Source organism: Aeromonas sp. R2-2 (assembly GCF_040908355.1).
Lineage (GTDB): Bacteria > Pseudomonadota > Gammaproteobacteria > Enterobacterales > Aeromonadaceae > Aeromonas > Aeromonas veronii.
Genome location: NZ_JBFODQ010000075.1, coordinates 49718 through 66691 on the forward strand (window position 1 = coordinate 49718; position 16974 = coordinate 66691).

Below are 16974 nucleotides of genomic sequence, written 5' to 3' on the forward strand. Positions count from 1 at the left end.
GCGTTTTTTTACAAACAGAACTGCGCTTACAGAATAAAGCGGCTCAGATCCTCATCCTCGACAAGCGCACCGAGATGGGCGTTGACGTAGTCGGTGTCGATGACAAAGGTCTCGCCGGACTTCTCGGAGGCGTCGTAGGAGATATCTTCCATCAGGCGCTCCATCACGGTGTGCAGACGACGGGCACCGATGTTCTCGGTACGCTCGTTGACCTGCCAGGCCGCTTCGGCCAGACGGCGGATGCCATCCTTGGTGAACTCGATATTGACCCCTTCGGTGGCCATCAGCGCCTTGTACTGATCGGTCAGCGAGGCGTTCGGTTCGGTCAGGATGCGCTCGAAGTCATCGGTGGTCAGGGCGGTCAGCTCGACCCGGATCGGCAGACGGCCCTGTAGCTCGGGGATGAGGTCGGACGGCTTGGCGATCTGGAAGGCGCCGGAGGCGACAAACAGGATATGGTCGGTCTTGACCATGCCGTGCTTGGTGTTGACGGTGCAACCTTCAACCAGCGGCAGCAGGTCGCGCTGTACCCCTTCACGGGAGACATCGGGGCCCGAGCTCTCGCCGCGCTTGCAGATCTTGTCGATCTCGTCGAGGAAGACGATGCCGTTGTTCTCGACCGCAGCGATGGCTTTCTGTTTCAGCTCTTCCGGATTGACCAGACGGGCTGCTTCCTCTTCGATCAGCGCCTTCATGGCCTCTTTGACCTTGATCTTGCGCTTCTTCTTCTGGTTCTGGCCCAGATTCTGGAACAGCCCCTGCAGCTGGTTGGCCATCTCTTCCATGCCCGGCGGGGTCATGATTTCGACGCCCATTGGGGAGGCGGAGAGTTCTAGCTCGATCTCCTTGTCATCCAGCTGACCTTCCCGCAGTTTCTTGCGGAAGATCTGGCGGGTGTTGGAGTTATCGGCTTTCTCTTCTTCACCCCAGGTGTTGCGCGGGTTGGGCAGCAGGGCGTCGAGGATGCGCTCTTCGGCGGCTTCCTCGGCGCGGTATTTCATCTTCTCCATCTCGGTCTCGCGCACCAGCTTGATGGCGGCATCGGTCAGATCGCGGATGATGCTGTCCACTTCCTTGCCGACATAGCCCACTTCGGTGAACTTGGTCGCTTCCACCTTGATGAAGGGGGCGTTGGCCAGCTTGGCCAGACGACGGGCGATCTCGGTCTTGCCGACACCGGTCGGGCCGATCATCAGGATGTTTTTCGGGGTCACTTCATGGCGCATCTCTTCGTTGAGTTGCATCCGGCGCCAGCGGTTGCGCAGGGCAACGGCAACGGCGCGCTTGGCATCGGCCTGACCAATGATGTGACGATCCAGCTCGTGGACGATTTCTCTCGGGGTCATCTCGGACATGATGGTGTTCCTGTATCCGGGGCGGGCAGTGCCCACCCCTTGGGAAATTGGGTTTGGCTGGCGGCCTTATTTGGCGGCGTAGTCCAGCACTTCGATGGTGTGGTTGCCGTTGGTGAAGACGCAGATGTCGCCCGCAATCTTGAGGGACTTCTCGACAATGGTCCTGGCATCCAGCTCGGTGTTTTCCAGCAGCGCGATGGCGGCAGACTGGGCGAAGTTGCCACCGCTGCCGATGGCGATGAGATCGTGCTCCGGCTGCACCACGTCACCGTTGCCGGTGATGATGAAGGATTTGTGTTCGTCGGCCACGGCCAGCAGCGCTTCGAGGCGGCGCAGGGCGCGATCGGTGCGCCAATCTTTGGCCAGCGCCACGGCGGCGCGCTCCAGATTACCCTGATGGGCCTGCAGTTTTGCTTCGAAACGCTCGAGCAGGGTGAAGGCGTCGGCGGTACCGCCAGCGAAACCGGCCAGCACCTTGCCGTTGTAGAGACGATGAACCTTGCGGGCGTTGCCCTTCATGACGGTGTTGCCAAGAGAGACCTGGCCATCGCCACCGATGACGACCTGACCGTTGCGGCGAACTGAAACTATGGTAGTCACTTTACTTACCTCGCTTGAGCCGAATGACGGCCTGACTGTGCATGGCAAGAAAGATGGGGATGGCAAACGGGCTTTTCAACCCTGCCTTTGGTCGGGATAAACGGGGTAGCAATCAGGGTGGGTGCGAGTGACACCAAAAGAACAGGGCCGGGTGTTGCCACCCGGCCCTGCGTCATCGGTAAGCGGATTACCCTTTCTTGGGAATGCAGCCGCTGATGCCGGAGCTCTGCAGCTTGCTGTTGGCCGCGTCGGCGGCCGCCTTGCCGTTGAAGGGGCCCACCATCACCTTGTAGACGGTGCCGTTGGCGCCATTGATCACCTGCAGGCTGGAAGAGAGACCGGCGGTGAAGGCGATACGCGCCTTGAGCGACTCTGCGGAATCCTGCGAGCGCAGGGCGGCGCACTGCATCATGTAGCGACCGCTGTCGGCGGCGGCGGTCTGGGCTGGCGGAGTGGCCGCTTTGGCCTTGGCCGCTTCGGCCCGCTCCCGTTCCAGCTCGGCGCGGATCTCCCGCTCCATCCGTTCCCGTTCGGCCTTGCGGTCGATCACCTGCTCTTGCGCGCTGGCAACCGGTGCACCCGAGGTGGAAGGGGTGGTCGCCGGATTGGGCTGATAGGGCTTGGGCTGGCCGATGGGCGTTCCCGGTTGGGGAATGTCGGTCGGCACCGGCTGCGGCAGTTTTTCCGGCTGCAGGGTCATGGTATCTGCCGGCGGTGGCGGCAGCACACCCGGCTGGGTCGGCGGCTCTATGATATCGACCTGCTTGTTCTCAAGCCGTTCGATGTAGCTCCACTTCTCCTGAGGCAGCCCGTTATTCTGCGCTTTTGGCTTGTTGGCCTTTACCTGCTCCTCAATGGTGGGGGCGTCGTTGCCCTTGCCATTGATCATGTAAAGGAAGCCACCAAAGCCTGCCAGCAGTGCCACGACCAGCAGCACTGGAATAACAGGAAAGCGGCGAGGGGCCGCTTTCTTGGTATTGCGGCCACCCGCCCGACGTCGCGGGCGGCTGCCGACATAATCCCGGGTTGCCATCTATTACATGCGCTCCAGGGTATGGATGCCCAGTACGCCGAGGCCCAGCTTCAGTACCTTGGCGGTGGCGGCGCACAGCAGCAGACGGCTCTGACGGGTTGCTTCGTCCACGCCATCCTTGTTGATCGGGCAGGCTTCGTAGAAGGTCATGAAGTTGCCGGACAACTCGTACAGGTAGGTACAGAGCAGGTGCGGCATGCCTTTGTCGGCCACGCCGTTGACCGCGTCGGAGAACTGGATCAGCTTCTGGGCCAGCACCTCTTCGGCCTCTTCGTTCAGGGTCACGTTGCCGGTCAGCGTTTCGACATCGATGTTGGCCTTGCGGAAGATGGACTGGATACGGGTGTAGGCGTACTGCAGGTAAGGGGCAGTGTTGCCTTCAAATGAGAGCATCAGATCCCAGTCGAAGATGTAGTCGGTGGTGCGGTTCTTGGAGAGATCCGCATACTTGACCGCGCCCATGGCGATGGCGTTGACCACGTTGGCCTTCTCTTCGGCAGAGAGGTCGCTGTTGCGGCTTTCCAGCAGGGCAGCGGCGCGCTCTTCGGCTTCGTTCAGCAGGTCAACCAGCTTGACGGTGCCACCGGAACGGGTCTTGTAGGGACGACCATCCTTGCCCAGCATCATGCCGAAAGCGTGGTGCTCAAGCGGTACGGATTCCGGCACATAGCCCGCCTTGCGGGTGATGGTCCAGGCCTGCATCAGGTGCTGGTGCTGACGGGAGTCGATGAAGTACATGACACGGTCGGCGCCCAGGGTCTCATAACGGTATTTGGCACAGGCGATGTCGGTGGTGGTGTAGAGGAAACCGCCATCGCTCTTCTGGATGATGACGCCCATGGCCTCGCCATCCTTGTTCTTGAACTCGTCCAGGAAGACAACGGTGGCGCCTTCGCTCTCGACCGCCAGCCCCTTGGCTTTCAGGTCGGCCACGATCTCCGGCAGCATGTCGTTGTACATGGACTCGCCCATGATGTCCTTGTTGGTCAGGGAGACATTCAGGCGGTCGTAGTTGATCTGGTTCTGTTCCATGGTCATGTCGACCAGCTTCTTCCACATGGTACGGCAGTACTCATCGCCGCCCTGCAGCTTGACCACGTAGTTACGGGCGCGCTCGGCGAAGGCTTCGTCTTCGTCGTAGCAACGCTTGGCCTGGGTGTAGAAGGCTTCCAGATCCTTGAGCGCCATGTCGCTGGCGTGCTCGTTGGACATCTTTTCCAGATAGGCGATCAGCATGCCGAACTGGGTGCCCCAGTCACCGATGTGGTTGGCACGGATCACTTTGTGGCCGAGGAATTCCAGCGCGCGCGCAGCTACGTCACCGAGTACGGTGGAACGGATGTGGTGCACCGCCATCTCTTTGGCCACGTTGGGGGCGGAGTAGTCCACCACCACGGTTTGTGGCGCGGGCAACCGTACGTTGGCGTTGGCAGAGGTCACCATGGCTTCGACCTGACCGGCCAGCCAGCGCTGGTCGAAGAAGAAGTTGATGAAGCCGGGGCCGGCGATCTCGACCTTGGCGATCAGGTCGGAGGCAGGCAGGTGCTCGATGATGGCCGCTGCCAGCTCACGGGGATTCTTGCGGGCCGGTTTGGCCAGCAGCATGGCCAGGTTGGTAGCCAGGTCGCCGTGAGCTTTTTCCTTGCATCGGTCTACTTGCACGCGGGCTTCCAGGTCCGCCGGCAGGACGCCTGCTGACTTGAGATTGGCTACCGTTTGTTCAAGTAGATGATGAATATGCTCTTTCATAACTGACCACCAAGGTTGCGCGTCGAAAAATGACTGATATATAAGGGCGTGAATTTTACCCGCATCGGCCCGAGAAAACTATAGGGATGACCCGCCGCTCGCTGTCGGGCGGATATTTCACTGCGTTTGGCGCCATATTCCAGAATATTGGGCGGAAATTACGGTGCTTATCCATTTCTACTGCATATCGAAGCGGCTTGTCCAGGCTATTTTCCCCTGATTGTTAAGGGTTTTTCCTTTCCGCTGACGGGAATGATCTCCTCCCTCTGGCCCGGCGTATCAACATACGTTCCCAACCGAGGAGTTTGCGATGCGACTGGCGCTGTTTCCCCTATCTGCCCACCTGCTGCCCGGCGGCATCATGCCGCTGCGGATCTTCGAACCGAGATACCAGCGGATGATTGCCGAGGCGGGGGAGCCCGGCTTTGCCCTCTGCATGGTGGACCCTCGCCAGCCCGACGCCCTGCGCAACATGCTGCCCATCGCCACCCGGGTCACCATCATCGATTTCGACCGGCTGCCAGACGGCATGCTGGGGATCACGGTGCTGGGGATGGAGCGGGTGCAGATAGAGGATTTGTGGCAGGAGCCCGATGGCCTGCGTATCGGCGAGGTGACGCCGCTGACGGCCTGGCCGTCCCGCCGGCTCCATCCCGATCAGCAACCGCTGGCCGAGGCATTGCGGGAGGTGTTTGCCGACTATCCCGACTATGCCGCCCTCTATCCCGCCCCCTGCTGGGACGATGGCAACTGGGTGGCCCAGCGCTGGCTGGAGGTGTTGCCGATCCCCCCTGAACAGAAACAACTGCTGCTGGCCGCCGCCGACAATCAGCCCGCCATCGCTCTGCTCAAGGGGGTACTGGTGGCCAGCCACTGATTTTTTCTGACCCGCTGATCCGCCACTGCCGCAGCGCCGTACAAGTCATCACCACAGCATGCTCGACAGCACACCAAAGGGATGGCGCAATGGCATATACTGGCCAACCACACTCGACCATACGCAGGACCTCGCCCGTGATGGATAACCCGGATGGCGACCTCAAATCTCTGCTGATCAGGGTGGCAGAGCAGGCCGACAAGGCTGCTTTTGCCCGCCTGTTCCAACACTTTGCGCCGCGTATTCGCAGCTACGGCCTGCGCCACCTCGGCAGCGAAGCCAACGCCATGGAGCTGGTGCAGGAGACCATGCTGCTGGTGTGGCAGAAGGCGCGTCTCTACCACCCCGAGAAGGGGGCGCCGACCACCTGGATCTATACCGTGATGCGCAACCAGTGCTTCGACATGCTGCGCCGTCGTCGCGCCAGCAAGGAGGATCTCTGTGCCGAGGAGCTGTGGCCGGTGCTGGAGTTTCAGGCCGAAGAGGAGCACCTGAGCGGGGGGGAGGATGCGGTGCTGACCCGTCAGATGGCCCACTACCTGGGCACCCTGCCGGAGCTGCAACAGCAGGTGGTGCGCGGCATCTATCTGCAGGAGTTCTCCCAGCAGGAGCTGGCGGAGCGACTCGGCGTGCCGCTCGGTACCATCAAGTCCCGCCTCCGGCTGGCGTTACAGAAACTGAAAGAGCAAGTGGAGCAAGGCCATGATTAAAGCCCATCCGACCGACCCTATGCTGCGCGCCTTCGCCGCCGACGAGCTGCCTCTGCCGCTGGCGGTGGGGCTCTCCGCCCACTGTGAACTCTGCCCCGATTGTGCTGCCCGACTGAAGACATTCGAAGAGGAGCTGGCGCAGCAATATCTTGCTTCGCCAGCAGAGCCCGAGGTGGACTCCCGTGATGAAGTGGGACTGGACGCCGGATTCGACGCCATGCTGGCGGATATTCTGGCCCAGCCGCTGGCAGAGCCCCTCTCCGAGCCAACACATGACCAGCCCCGAACGCAGCACGGCGAGCTGGAGGTGGCCGGTCATGCCTACCGTTTGCCACGGGTGCTGGCCCGCTATCGTTCGCCCAAGTGGCGCCATATCGGGGCCATTCGTCAGCAGAGTCTGCCGCTGGATGAGATGGGCGCGCGCGCCAGTTTGCTCCACATCGAAGCGGGCGGCCGCATCCCCGAGCACACCCATCAGGGTTATGAGCTGACCCTGCTGCTGGCGGGCAATATTCAGGATGGCGATACCCTTTACAAGGCGGGAGATTTCATCTGGCGCGATGCCAGCCACTCCCATAGCCCGCATACGCCAGATGGCTGCCTCTGCTACACGGTGCAGGATGCGCCGGTGCAGTTCACCAAGGGGTTGTCGCGGCTGCTGAATGGCATCAGCCAGCACCTCTACTGAGCACTATGACGCCATAGAAAAAGGGACCAGATTGGTCCCTTTTTTCATTTGATTGCTGGTTGCCGGTCAGGCGACAAACACCAGATAGACGGCGAATGCCACGATAAAGCGGTAGATGGCGAACGGGATAAAGTCGATGCGGCGGATCAATGTCAGGAAGGTCTTGATCGCAAACATCGCTACCACGAAGGCGGTGATAAAGCCCACTGCAAACATCGGGAAGTCGGCCATCGAGAGGAAATCGCGGCTCTTGTAGAGATCCAGCCCACTGGCCGCCACCATCATGGGCACTGCCATGATGAAGGAGAACTCGGCGGCTGCGTGACGGCTGATCCCCATCAGCATGCCACCACTGATGGTGGCGCCGGAGCGGGAGAAGCCGGGCCACAGGGCCAGACATTGGAACAGACCGATGCCGAACGCCTGCTTGTAGCTGATGTCATCCAGGGTTTCGGCTGTGACGGCCGGGCGGAACTTCTCGGCGATGATCAGCAGGATACCCCCCGCGACCAGCGCGTACATCACGGTCTGTGGGCCAAACAGGTTGGCCTTGATCCAGCTGTGGATGGCCAGACCGACCACGATGGCGGGCAGCATGCCGAGGATGACGTGGATCAGCGACAGGGTGGCGTGATCCCGGGACGGCTTCTGGCCAAAGTGGATGCCAATCAGGCCAAACAGGCGGCGCCAGAAGACGGCGACCACGGCGAGGATGGAGCCAAGCTGGATCACCACTTCGAAGGTGGCAGCCTTGGGCCCTTCAAAGCCCAGCAGATGGCCGACGATAATCATGTGGCCGGTGGAGGAGACGGGGAGGAACTCGGTCAGCCCCTCGACGACGCCCAGAATAAAGGCGACCAGCAGGCTATAAGTGTCAGTCATCGAACAAACAATCCTTAACTTCGTTGATGTAAAAACGCCCCGAAAGGGTCTCGGGGCGGCATATCTTGCTCGATTGTGACTGCTGAGGCTATGTAAAAATCATGAATTCTTTAAGTTAGTCGCGGATAAAGCGGTAGCGGGTCTGGTGGTGATAACGCTCGCCAGGCAGCAGCCAGGGGTTGCCCAGCTCGGGGCGATTCGGGCTGTCCGTTAGCTGTTGCGCCTCAAGACAGAAGCCGTCGTGATCCCGGTGCGACAGGCCGCTGCGGTTCGGGGTATTGGCCAGCCAGTTGCCGGTGTAAAACTGCAGCGAGGGTTGGTTGGTGTAGACCTCCATCGCCAGCTGCCTGTCCCCTGATACCACGCGAGCAGCCCACACTTGCGTTGGGCCGTTGAGCACAAAGGCATGATCGTACCCCTTGGCTTGTTGCTGCTGGGGATGACTCAGCCAATCCTGCCCGACAAGGCGCTCTTGGCGCAAATCGAACGGCCCCTCCACCGGGGTGATGGCGATCGGCAAACCGCTCGGGTCGGTCGGAAGGAAGTGGTCGGCATTGATGCTGATGAGGTGGTCACGCACATCGCCGCCATCGGTTTGCCCATCGAGATTGAAGTAAGCGTGGCTGGTAAGGCTGACCGGGGTCGCTGCATCTGTGCTGGCCACAAAATCGACCACCAGATCGTTCTGCTCCAGCCGGTACTCCAGGGTGACCCGCAGATTGCCGGGAAAGCCCTGATCCCCCGCTCGGGAGAGCAGCGCCAGCTTGACCCGATCCGCTTCCAGCTCCTTGATCTGCCACTGCTGGCGATGAAAGCCCGCCTGCCCGCCATGCAGGCAGTTGGGGGCCTGATTGGCATCCAGCGACCAGCGCTTGCCATCGCGTAGCAGTTCGGCGCCGCCGATGCGGTTGGCAAAACGCCCGGCCACCGCGCCCAGCCACGCCTGTTGGGCGGGATAGGCGTCGTCGGCACAACCCAGCAGGACTTCGCGCCGTTTGCCCGCCACCGGCAGGGTGAGGGAGGTGAGGGTAGCGCCGAAGTCGAGGCCGCTCAGGCGCAGCCCCTCCTCGTTTTCCAGTTCGAATGGCGTCATGGCGCTGCTCATAGCTTGCCTGCACCGGCGCTGGCAGAGCAGACGTAGCAGTCGGCTTTGAGGCCGGAGAGGGCCGGATACTCTGCCTCGACGGCGGCAATCACCTCGGCCACTTTCTCGGGGCGCAGCAGGGCGACTACACAGCCGCCGAAGCCGCCGCCGGTCATCCGCACGCCGCCATCTGTGCCTATCCTGGCCTTGATGATCTCCACCAGACCGTCGATGGCGGGCACTGTGATCTCGAAGTCATCGCGCATGGCGGCGTGCGACTCGGCCATCAGCTCGCCGAGTCGGGTCAGATCGTGGCTCGCCAGCGCATCGGCGGCCGCCAGGGTGCGGGCGTTTTCACCGACGATGTGGCGGGCACGGCGATAGCAGGCCTCATCCAGTCCGGCTTTGCCCGCTTCCAGTCCGGCCAGATCGAGGTCGCGCAGCGCCTTGACCCTGTAGTGACGGGCGGCCGCTTCGCACTGCTGACGGCGGGTGTTGTATTCGCTGTCCACCAGACCGCGGCGCACGTTGGAGTTGACGATCAGCACCGCCAGATCGCTGGGCATGGGGATGAGACGGGTCTCCAGCGAGCGACAGTCGAGCAGCAGGGCATGATCCGTTTTGCCGCTGGCGGAGATCATCTGATCCATGATGCCGCAGTTGCAGCCGACGAACTTGTTCTCCGCCTGCTGGCCGTTGAGGGCGATCTCGGCCTGGCTGATGTCGAGCCCCAGAGCCTCTTTGAATGCCTGACCGATGGCTACTTCCAGCGAGGCGGAGGAGGAGAGCCCCGCCCCCTGCGGCACGTTGCCGGAGACCACCAGATCGAGGCCGCGCAGGGCATAACCGCGCTCCTGCAGATACTTCACCACGCCGCGGATGTAGTCGCTCCAGCGCTGGCTGGGGTGGTGCTCGATGGGCTGGTCGAGGTCGAACTGGTCGCGCTGGTTGTCGTAGTCGGCGGCGATCACCTGTACTTGCCGGTCATCGCGCAGACCGATGGCGACGCAGGTCTTGTAGTCGATGGCGCAGGGCAGCACGAAGCCGTCGTTGTAGTCGGTATGTTCACCGATGAGGTTGACGCGGCCGGGGGCGCGCACCAGCAGATCGGGCGCTTTGGCAAATTGCTCGGCAAAAACGGTGCTGACGCGTTGGCTCGGGTTCATAGGGCCTCCTCATCGGTGTGATTGGTCTGGTTGTAGTGAATGGGGCTCAGCGCGCGCAGCCGCTCGGCGGCCTGCTCGGGTGTAAGGTCACGCTGGGTTTCTGCCAGCATCTCGAAGCCCACCATAAATTTGCGCACGGTGGCGGAGCGCAGCAGCGGCGGATAGAAGTGGGCATGCAGTTGCCACGCCTCGGGGCACTCCGATTTGGGCGGCGCAAAGTGCCAGCCCATGGAGTAGGGGAAGCTGCACTCGAACAGGTTGTCGTAGCGGCTGGTGAGCTCCTTGAGCGCCACCGCCAGATCCTGTTGCTGGGCCTGGGTCAGGTTGAGCATGGAGGGGACGTGCGCCTTGGGCAGCAGCAGGGTTTCGAACGGCCAGGCGGCCCAGAAGGGAACCACGGCGAGCCAGTGCTCGGTCTCCACCACGATGCGCGAGCGATCCGCCAGCTCCCGCTCCACATACTCCAGCAGCATGGGGCGGCCATGCTCTGACAGCCAGTCGCACTGGTGCTGCTCTTCGCGGGCGATCTCGTTGGGCAGGAAGTCGCTGCCCCAGATCTGGCCGTGGGGGTGTGGGTTGGAGCAGCCCATGACGGCCCCTTTGTTTTCAAAGACCTGCACCCACTTCCATTGGGCCGACAGCTCGGCGACCTGATCCATCCAGGCGGTGATCACCCCCTCGATGGCGGGCAGCGGCAGCTCGGGTAGGGTTTTGCCGTGATCCGGCGAGAAGCAGATGACCCGGCTGGTGCCGCGGGCGGCTTCCAGTTTCAGCAGGGGATCGCTGGCGCTATCGGCGGCCGGGGTATCCTGCATCAGGGCGGCGAAGTCGTTGGTAAAAACGAAGGTGCCCTGATAGTCGGGGTTGATGTCGCCGGTGACCCGGGTGTTGCCCGCGCAGAGGAAACAGTCGGGATCGTGGGCCTGTTTGGGGGCCTGACTCACCTTCTCCACCTGTCCCTGCCAGGGGCGTTTGGCCCGGTGGGGGGATACCAGCACATACTGGCCGGTCAGCGGATTGAAGCGGCGATGGGGATGATCGACGGGGTTGAACATCATCTCTCCTAATAAGGTATTGAAAAATAGGGTCATCTATTAACAGGGAGCAGGCAGGCCTACTCCTCGTAACCATTCGGATTGGCGGATTGCCAGCGCCAGCTGTCGGCGCACATGGCGTCGATGTTGCGGGTCGCCCGCCAGCCCAGCTCGCGCTCGGCCTTGGCCGGATCGGCCCAGCAGGCGGCGATGTCGCCCGGGCGGCGCGGTTCGATGCGAAATGGCAGCGGCTTGCCACAGGCGGCAGAGAAAGCGGCGACCAGCTGCAACACGCTCTGGCCCTGGCCGGTGCCCAGGTTGTAGGTGTGCACGCCACCCTTGCCAGCGCAGTGTTGCAACGCCTTGACGTGCCCTTCGGCGAGATCCATCACGTGGATGTAGTCGCGCACGCCGGTGCCGTCCGGGGTGGGGTAATCGTTTCCAAAGACAGACAGGCAGTCGCGACGGCCGATGGCGACCTGGGTGATATAGGGCATCAGGTTGTTGGGGATCCCCTGCGGGTCTTCCCCCATGGTGCCCGATTCGTGGGCGCCGACCGGATTGAAGTAGCGCAGCAGGGTCATGCTCCAGTGCGGCTCGGCCAACTGCAGATCTTCGAGGATCTCCTCGATGATCAGCTTGGATCGTCCGTAGGGGTTGGTGGCGCTGCGGGGGAAATCCTCGCGGATCGGCAGGCTGGCCGGATCGCCATAGACGGTGGCCGAGGAGCTGAACACCAGATTGTGCACATTGGCCCGTTTCATCGCCTGCAGCAGGGTGAGGGTGCCGCCGAGGTTGTTCTCGTAGTAATCCAGTGGAATGCGAGTCGACTCACCGACCGCCTTGAGGGCGGCAAAGTGGATCACTGCGTCGATCTGCTGTTCGGCGAAGATCCGGTCCAGCAGGGCGGCATCGCGAATATCTCCTTGATAGAACACGGGTTGCTGGCCGCTGATAGCCGCGACTCGAGTCAATACGCTGCGCTTGCTGTTGCAGAGGTTGTCGACCACCACGGGATTCATGCCTGCCGCTTGCAGGGCCAGACAGGTGTGGCTGCCGATATATCCGCAACCGCCGGTGACCAGAACGTTCATCTTGCTCTCCACTGAAAAGTGTCTGGAAGCAGTCTAGCCGAGGGTGTGGCGACCAAACTGTGAGCTTGCTTGCAAAACAGTGTAAACGATTACACAGTTTTTATGGTCATCCTGACGGCAGATATACGTTTCACCCCTGTTTTCAATGGGTTTGCTGGGTATAATGGCGCTCTATTGCACAGTGAAAGAAGTGAAAACAGCATGAGCACCATCAAGGATGTCGCCCGTTTGGCCAATGTGTCGGTGGCAACGGTTTCACGGGTGATGAACAACTCCCCCAAGGCCAGCGCTGCGTCTCGCGAAGTGGTGCAGAAGGCAATGGCCGAACTGGGCTACACCCCCAACGCCAACGCGCGGGCACTGGTCAGCCAGACTTGCGACACCATGGGGGTGGTGGTCGGTGACGTGGCCGATCCCTTCTTCGGTGCACTGGTTAAGGGTGTCTCCGGCATCGCCGTCGAGCAGAACCTTCACCTGCTGATGGGTAACGGTTTTCACAAGGCGCGTCAGGAGCGTGAAGCGATCGAGCTACTGATCGGCAAGCGTTGCGAGGCGCTGGTGGTGCACAGCAAGGCGCTGAGCGACGAGGAACTTTACGATTACGCCATGCGGGTGCCCGGTATGGTGCTGATTAACCGCGATATTCCGGCCCTCAGGGGGCGCTGCATCGCCCTCAACAACCGGCTGGGTGCCGCCACGGCGACCCGTCATCTGATCGAGCTGGGCCACCGCCATATCGCCTTTATCAGCTCGGATCACGCCATCGAGGATGCCACCTTGCGTCTGCAAGGTTATCAGGATGGGCTGATGGAGGCGGGTCTGGCAGCCGATCCCGAGCTTATCGAGAGCGGCACACCGAACGAGGAGGGGGGGGAGCGTGCCATGCTCAACCTGCTGGCCAAGGGGCTCAAGGTGACCGCCGTGGTGGCTTATAACGATGCCATGGCGGCGGGCGCCATCTCTGTGCTGGCCGACAACGGCCTGCGAGTGCCGGAGGAGGTCTCGGTAGTGGGCTTCGATGACATCATCTATGCCAGATATTTGCGCCCCAAGCTCTCCACCATGCGCTATCCCATCGAGTTGATGGCGGCCCAGGCGGCCAAGCTGGCCATTCAGCTGGCGGCGGGGGAGAGTGACGCGACCCAGAGCCGGATCTATACCCCCACCCTGATCAATCGCCACTCGGTGGCACCGGTTCGGGCCGGATAGCCCCCTTTTGCGGCCCTGTTCGGGGCCGTTTCTTGCACAGTTATTGTTTTACCTATTTTTAATCATTTTTACTCCGCTTTACTTAACAAAATTAGTGTAATCGTTTACATCTGTGTGAGCGAGATCGCCGTTCCCTGCGTCATACTTCTCTAGACTGAATACGTTTTCCAATCAGCAGGGAGAGAGTGAATGCTCAGGGAGATAGTGGCGCGTCAGGATTGGCAGACTCAGGCCATTACGTCGGTAAACCGGCTGGCTGCCCATACCCCCATGTTCAGCTGGCGCAGCGAAACGGATGCCAGGGGTGATCTGGCCTCTTCCTCCCGTCTCTTGCTCGATGGCGAGTGGCGCTTCTCCTTCTTTGCCGCTCCCGAATTGGTGCCAGAGAGCTGGCTGGCGCAGGATATGGTGGATGCCACTCCCATTACCGTACCGGGTAACTGGCAGCTGGATGCCGCCTATCCAGCTGCGCGGCCGCTCACCGATGGCCCCATCTACACCAATATCAAGTACCCCTTTCCCTGCGATCCGCCCCGGGTGCCGGCAGAGAACCCCACCGGTTGCTACTCCCGCGAGTTCGAACTGTCCGCCGACTGGCTGGCCAGCGGTCAGAGCCGGATCATCTTCGACGGGGTGAGCAGCGCCTTCCACCTCTTCTGCAACGGCCGCTGGGTCGGTTACTCCCAGGACAGCCGCCTGCCCGCCGAATTCGATCTGACTCCTTATCTGCAGAGCGGTCGCAACCGGCTGGCGGTGCTGGTGCTGCGCTGGTCCGACGGCTCCTATCTGGAAGATCAGGATATGTGGTGGCTGTCGGGGATCTTTCGCTCCGTCAGCCTGCTGCACAAACCGTCCCGCCATCTGATGGATATGCGGGTGACGCCCGAGCTGGATGCCTGCTATCGGGATGGCCGTCTCAAGATTGCCCTGCAGGTGGCCAATGCGGCCGGTCTGTCGGTGGAGGCCAATCTCTATGACGGTGGCGAGCGGGTCGCGACCCTGCGCCAGCCGATCGGCACCCAAGTCATTGATGAAAAAGGGGCTTATGACGATCGCGCCGAGCTGTGGCTCGATGTAGCTGCGCCGTGCAAGTGGAGCGCCGAGACGCCCCATCTCTATCGCCTTACCCTGACCCTGCTGGACGAACAGGGCCAGGCTATCGAGAGTGAGGCATGTGATGTGGGCTTTCGGGTGGTGGAGATCCGTGGCGGTCTGCTGCGGGTCAATGGTCAGCCGCTGCTTATTCGCGGTGCCAACCGTCATGAACACCATCCCGCCAAGGGCTATGCTATCGATTGCGCCACCATGGAGCGGGATCTGCTGCTGATGAAGCGGCACAACTTCAATGCGGTGCGCTGTTCCCACTATCCCAACCACCCCGACTTCTATCGCCTCTGCGATCGGCTCGGCCTCTATGTGGTGGACGAGGCGAATCTGGAGACTCACGGCATGACCCCCATGGGGCGGCTGGCGCGGGATCCCGCCTGGAGCAATGCCTTTCTGGAGCGGGCGACCCGCATGGTGGCACGGGATTTCAACCACCCCTCGATCATCATCTGGTCGCTGGGCAACGAGTCGGGTTACGGCCCGGCCCACGATGCCATGTATGGCTGGATCAAGCGCAGCGACCCGAGCCGTCCGGTGCAGTACGAGGGGGGCGGGGCCGATACCCCGGCCACCGACATCATCTGCCCCATGTATGCCAGAACCCATCAGGATCAACCTTTCCCGGCGGTGCCCAAGTGGGCGCTGGCCAAGTGGATCGGCCTGCCCGGCGAGCACCGGCCGTTGATCCTCTGCGAATATGCCCACGCCATGGGCAACAGTCTCGGGGGCTACGCCCACTATTGGCAGGCGTTTCGCGATCATCCACGTCTGCAAGGCGGGTTTGTCTGGGATTGGGTCGATCAGGGGCTCGATAAATACACCGCCGATGGCCGTCACTACTGGGGCTATGGCGGTGACTTCGGTGACCTGCAAAACGATCGCCAGTTCTGCTGCAACGGCCTGCTGTTCCCGGATCGCACCCCCCATCCAGCCCTGTGCGAGGCAAAGCGTGCCCAGCAGCCGTTCCGCTTCACCCTGCTTGAGCACACCCCGTTGCGGGTGCGGATCGAGAGCGAATATCTGTTCCGGGAAACCGACAACGAGCGGCTGTGCTGGCAGCTGTGCGAGAACGGCCATGTGCAGCTGCAGGGGGAGGTTTCCCTCATGCTGGCGCCGCAAGGGGTGGTCGAGTTGACCCTGAGCGAGAGGCTGCCTCCCTTTACGGCAGGCTCACTGGCCTGGCTCGATCTGGCCATCGTTCAGCCGCAGGCTACCCTATGGTCGCAGGCGGATCACAAGGCCGCCCGTCAGCAGTTCACCCTGCCGACCCCCCTTGCTCTGCCTGCGCCAGTCGCGGCCGCCACCCTGAGCGAGCAGCCGGATGGCTGGCGGATCACCGCCGCAAACAGCCAGTGGCGGCTCGACAAGCTGAGCGGCCGCATCACCAGTTGGCAAAAATCGGGGCAGGAGCAGTTGCTGGCGCCGATCATGGATCACTTCTATCGCGCACCGCTCGACAACGACATTGGCACCAGCGAAGCGGATCACGCCGACCCTAACTCCTGGATTGCTCGCTGGCAGGGCTGTGGCCTCGGTCAGTGGCAGCACCGCTGTCTGGGGATCGCGGTCGCCGGAGCGGATATCCGGGTCAGTCATGGCTACTTTCACCACGATGAGCTGCTGCTGGTGAGTCACTGGCATCACCGCTTTACCGACGATGGCGCCATGAGCCTGGAGATAGAAACCGAGCTGGCGCAAGCGCTGCCTTCGCTGCCGCGGATCGGTCTGCTGCTCCATCTGGCCGAGGTGCCAGCGCGAGCCGAATGGCTGGGGCGTGGCCCTCATGAGAACTATCCGGATCGCCTGCTGGGCGCCGATCTGGGGCGCTGGAGTTTGCCGCTGGAGGCGATGCACACCCCTTACATCTTCCCGAGCGACAACGGCTTGCGCTGCGATACCCGCCAGTTGCAGCTGGGCAGCACGACGGTGAACGGCAGCTTCCATTTCAGTGCCAGCCGCTTCAGTCAGCAGCAGCTGGCCGCCGCCCGTCACCAGAGCGATCTGGTGGCCGAAGAGGGGTTGTGGGTCTGTCTCGATGGCGTCCACATGGGGGTGGGTGGGGATGATTCCTGGAGCCAGAGCGTGCGTCCCGAGTATCAACTGCTCGAGCGTCGTTACCGTTGGAGCTGCACTCTCCGTTAAGCCAGCTATTGAGACGACTGTCGAGCCAGTGCGCCATTTTGACAACAGACCAGTAACGACTAGCCTCAATGCTGTGGGAAAGATTGAGTCTCAAATCTGATTTTTATTTATATGTATTTGAAAAATAAATATAAAGTTTCAATGTAACAGAGTGTAAACGTTTTCATTTTGTCGTCATGATCACAGAAGAAATGACAACAAACTGATTACATTGATTGGCGCTTGCTCAATTGCTCGCCACCCT

14 protein-coding genes are annotated in these 16974 nt (G+C 61.6%); 5 read left to right on the forward strand and 9 right to left on the reverse strand.

The features are described 5' to 3' along the window. Positions 1–26: 26 nt before the first annotated feature. The 4 genes from hslU to argS form a co-directional block, all read right to left on the reverse strand. On the reverse strand, positions 27–1355 hold the full coding sequence (gene hslU / locus AB5Z09_RS16025; protein ID WP_005340773.1) for an HslU--HslV peptidase ATPase subunit: 1329 nt from the start codon (positions 1353–1355) through the stop codon (positions 27–29). Between the two features lie 66 nt (positions 1356–1421). Beyond that, positions 1422–1955 (reverse strand): ATP-dependent protease subunit HslV, encoded by a 534-nt coding sequence (hslV, locus tag AB5Z09_RS16030; protein ID WP_005342555.1) that lies wholly within the window; start codon positions 1953–1955, stop codon positions 1422–1424. A gap of 187 nt (positions 1956–2142) precedes the next feature. After that, positions 2143–2988 (reverse strand): SPOR domain-containing protein, encoded by an 846-nt coding sequence (locus AB5Z09_RS16035; RefSeq protein ID WP_005340771.1) that lies wholly within the window; start codon positions 2986–2988, stop codon positions 2143–2145. A gap of 3 nt (positions 2989–2991) precedes the next feature. Continuing rightward, positions 2992–4737, reverse strand: a complete 1746-nt coding sequence (gene argS, locus AB5Z09_RS16040; RefSeq protein ID WP_368195719.1) for an arginine--tRNA ligase — start codon at positions 4735–4737, stop codon at positions 2992–2994. A gap of 310 nt (positions 4738–5047) precedes the next feature. Here argS and AB5Z09_RS16045 point away from each other — a divergent pair, with 310 nt between their 5' ends. From AB5Z09_RS16045 to AB5Z09_RS16055, 3 genes are all read left to right on the forward strand, one after another. Next, a complete protein-coding gene (locus tag AB5Z09_RS16045) occupies positions 5048–5614 on the forward strand; it encodes an LON peptidase substrate-binding domain-containing protein (protein ID WP_368195720.1) in 567 nt (188 codons plus the stop codon). Positions 5615–5754: 140 nt separating this feature from the next. Further along, complete coding sequence (locus AB5Z09_RS16050; protein ID WP_368195747.1) at positions 5755–6324, forward strand: sigma-70 family RNA polymerase sigma factor; 570 nt, start codon at positions 5755–5757, stop codon at positions 6322–6324. Continuing rightward, positions 6317–7012: a ChrR family anti-sigma-E factor gene (locus tag AB5Z09_RS16055; protein ID WP_236350602.1), complete on the forward strand. Its 696-nt coding sequence runs from the start codon at positions 6317–6319 to the stop codon at positions 7010–7012. The genes AB5Z09_RS16050 and AB5Z09_RS16055 overlap by 8 nt, the downstream gene beginning before the upstream one ends. A 66-nt stretch (positions 7013–7078) precedes the next feature. Here AB5Z09_RS16055 and bacA read toward each other — a convergent pair whose 3' ends face one another. From bacA to galE, 5 genes are all read right to left on the reverse strand, one after another. After that, positions 7079–7894, reverse strand: coding sequence for an undecaprenyl-diphosphate phosphatase (gene bacA, locus AB5Z09_RS16060; RefSeq protein ID WP_069527669.1), 816 nt, complete (start codon positions 7892–7894; stop codon positions 7079–7081). Between the two features lie 115 nt (positions 7895–8009). After that, the gene (galM, locus tag AB5Z09_RS16065) at positions 8010–8999 is read right to left on the reverse strand and encodes a galactose-1-epimerase (protein ID WP_368195721.1); all 990 of its coding nucleotides are present in this window, start codon (positions 8997–8999) and stop codon (positions 8010–8012) included. After that, on the reverse strand, positions 8996–10144 hold the full coding sequence (gene galK / locus AB5Z09_RS16070) for a galactokinase (protein WP_368195722.1): 1149 nt from the start codon (positions 10142–10144) through the stop codon (positions 8996–8998). Before galK ends, galM begins: the two co-directional genes overlap by 4 nt. Beyond that, on the reverse strand, positions 10141–11199 hold the full coding sequence (locus AB5Z09_RS16075; RefSeq protein WP_128816173.1) for a UDP-glucose--hexose-1-phosphate uridylyltransferase: 1059 nt from the start codon (positions 11197–11199) through the stop codon (positions 10141–10143). Before AB5Z09_RS16075 ends, galK begins: the two co-directional genes overlap by 4 nt. Positions 11200–11258: 59 nt before the next feature. Then, complete coding sequence (gene galE, locus AB5Z09_RS16080; protein WP_368195723.1) at positions 11259–12272, reverse strand: UDP-glucose 4-epimerase GalE; 1014 nt, start codon at positions 12270–12272, stop codon at positions 11259–11261. A 201-nt stretch (positions 12273–12473) separates the two neighbouring features. Between galE and AB5Z09_RS16085 the strand changes: the two genes are divergently transcribed. After that, the gene (locus AB5Z09_RS16085) at positions 12474–13481 is read left to right on the forward strand and encodes a substrate-binding domain-containing protein (protein WP_110304264.1); all 1008 of its coding nucleotides are present in this window, start codon (positions 12474–12476) and stop codon (positions 13479–13481) included. Between the two features lie 189 nt (positions 13482–13670). Next, positions 13671–16730 carry a beta-galactosidase gene (locus AB5Z09_RS16090; RefSeq protein ID WP_368195725.1) on the forward strand — a complete coding sequence of 1020 codons (3060 nt, stop codon included), beginning with the start codon at positions 13671–13673 and terminating at the stop codon, positions 16728–16730. Positions 16731–16974 lie beyond the last annotated feature (244 nt).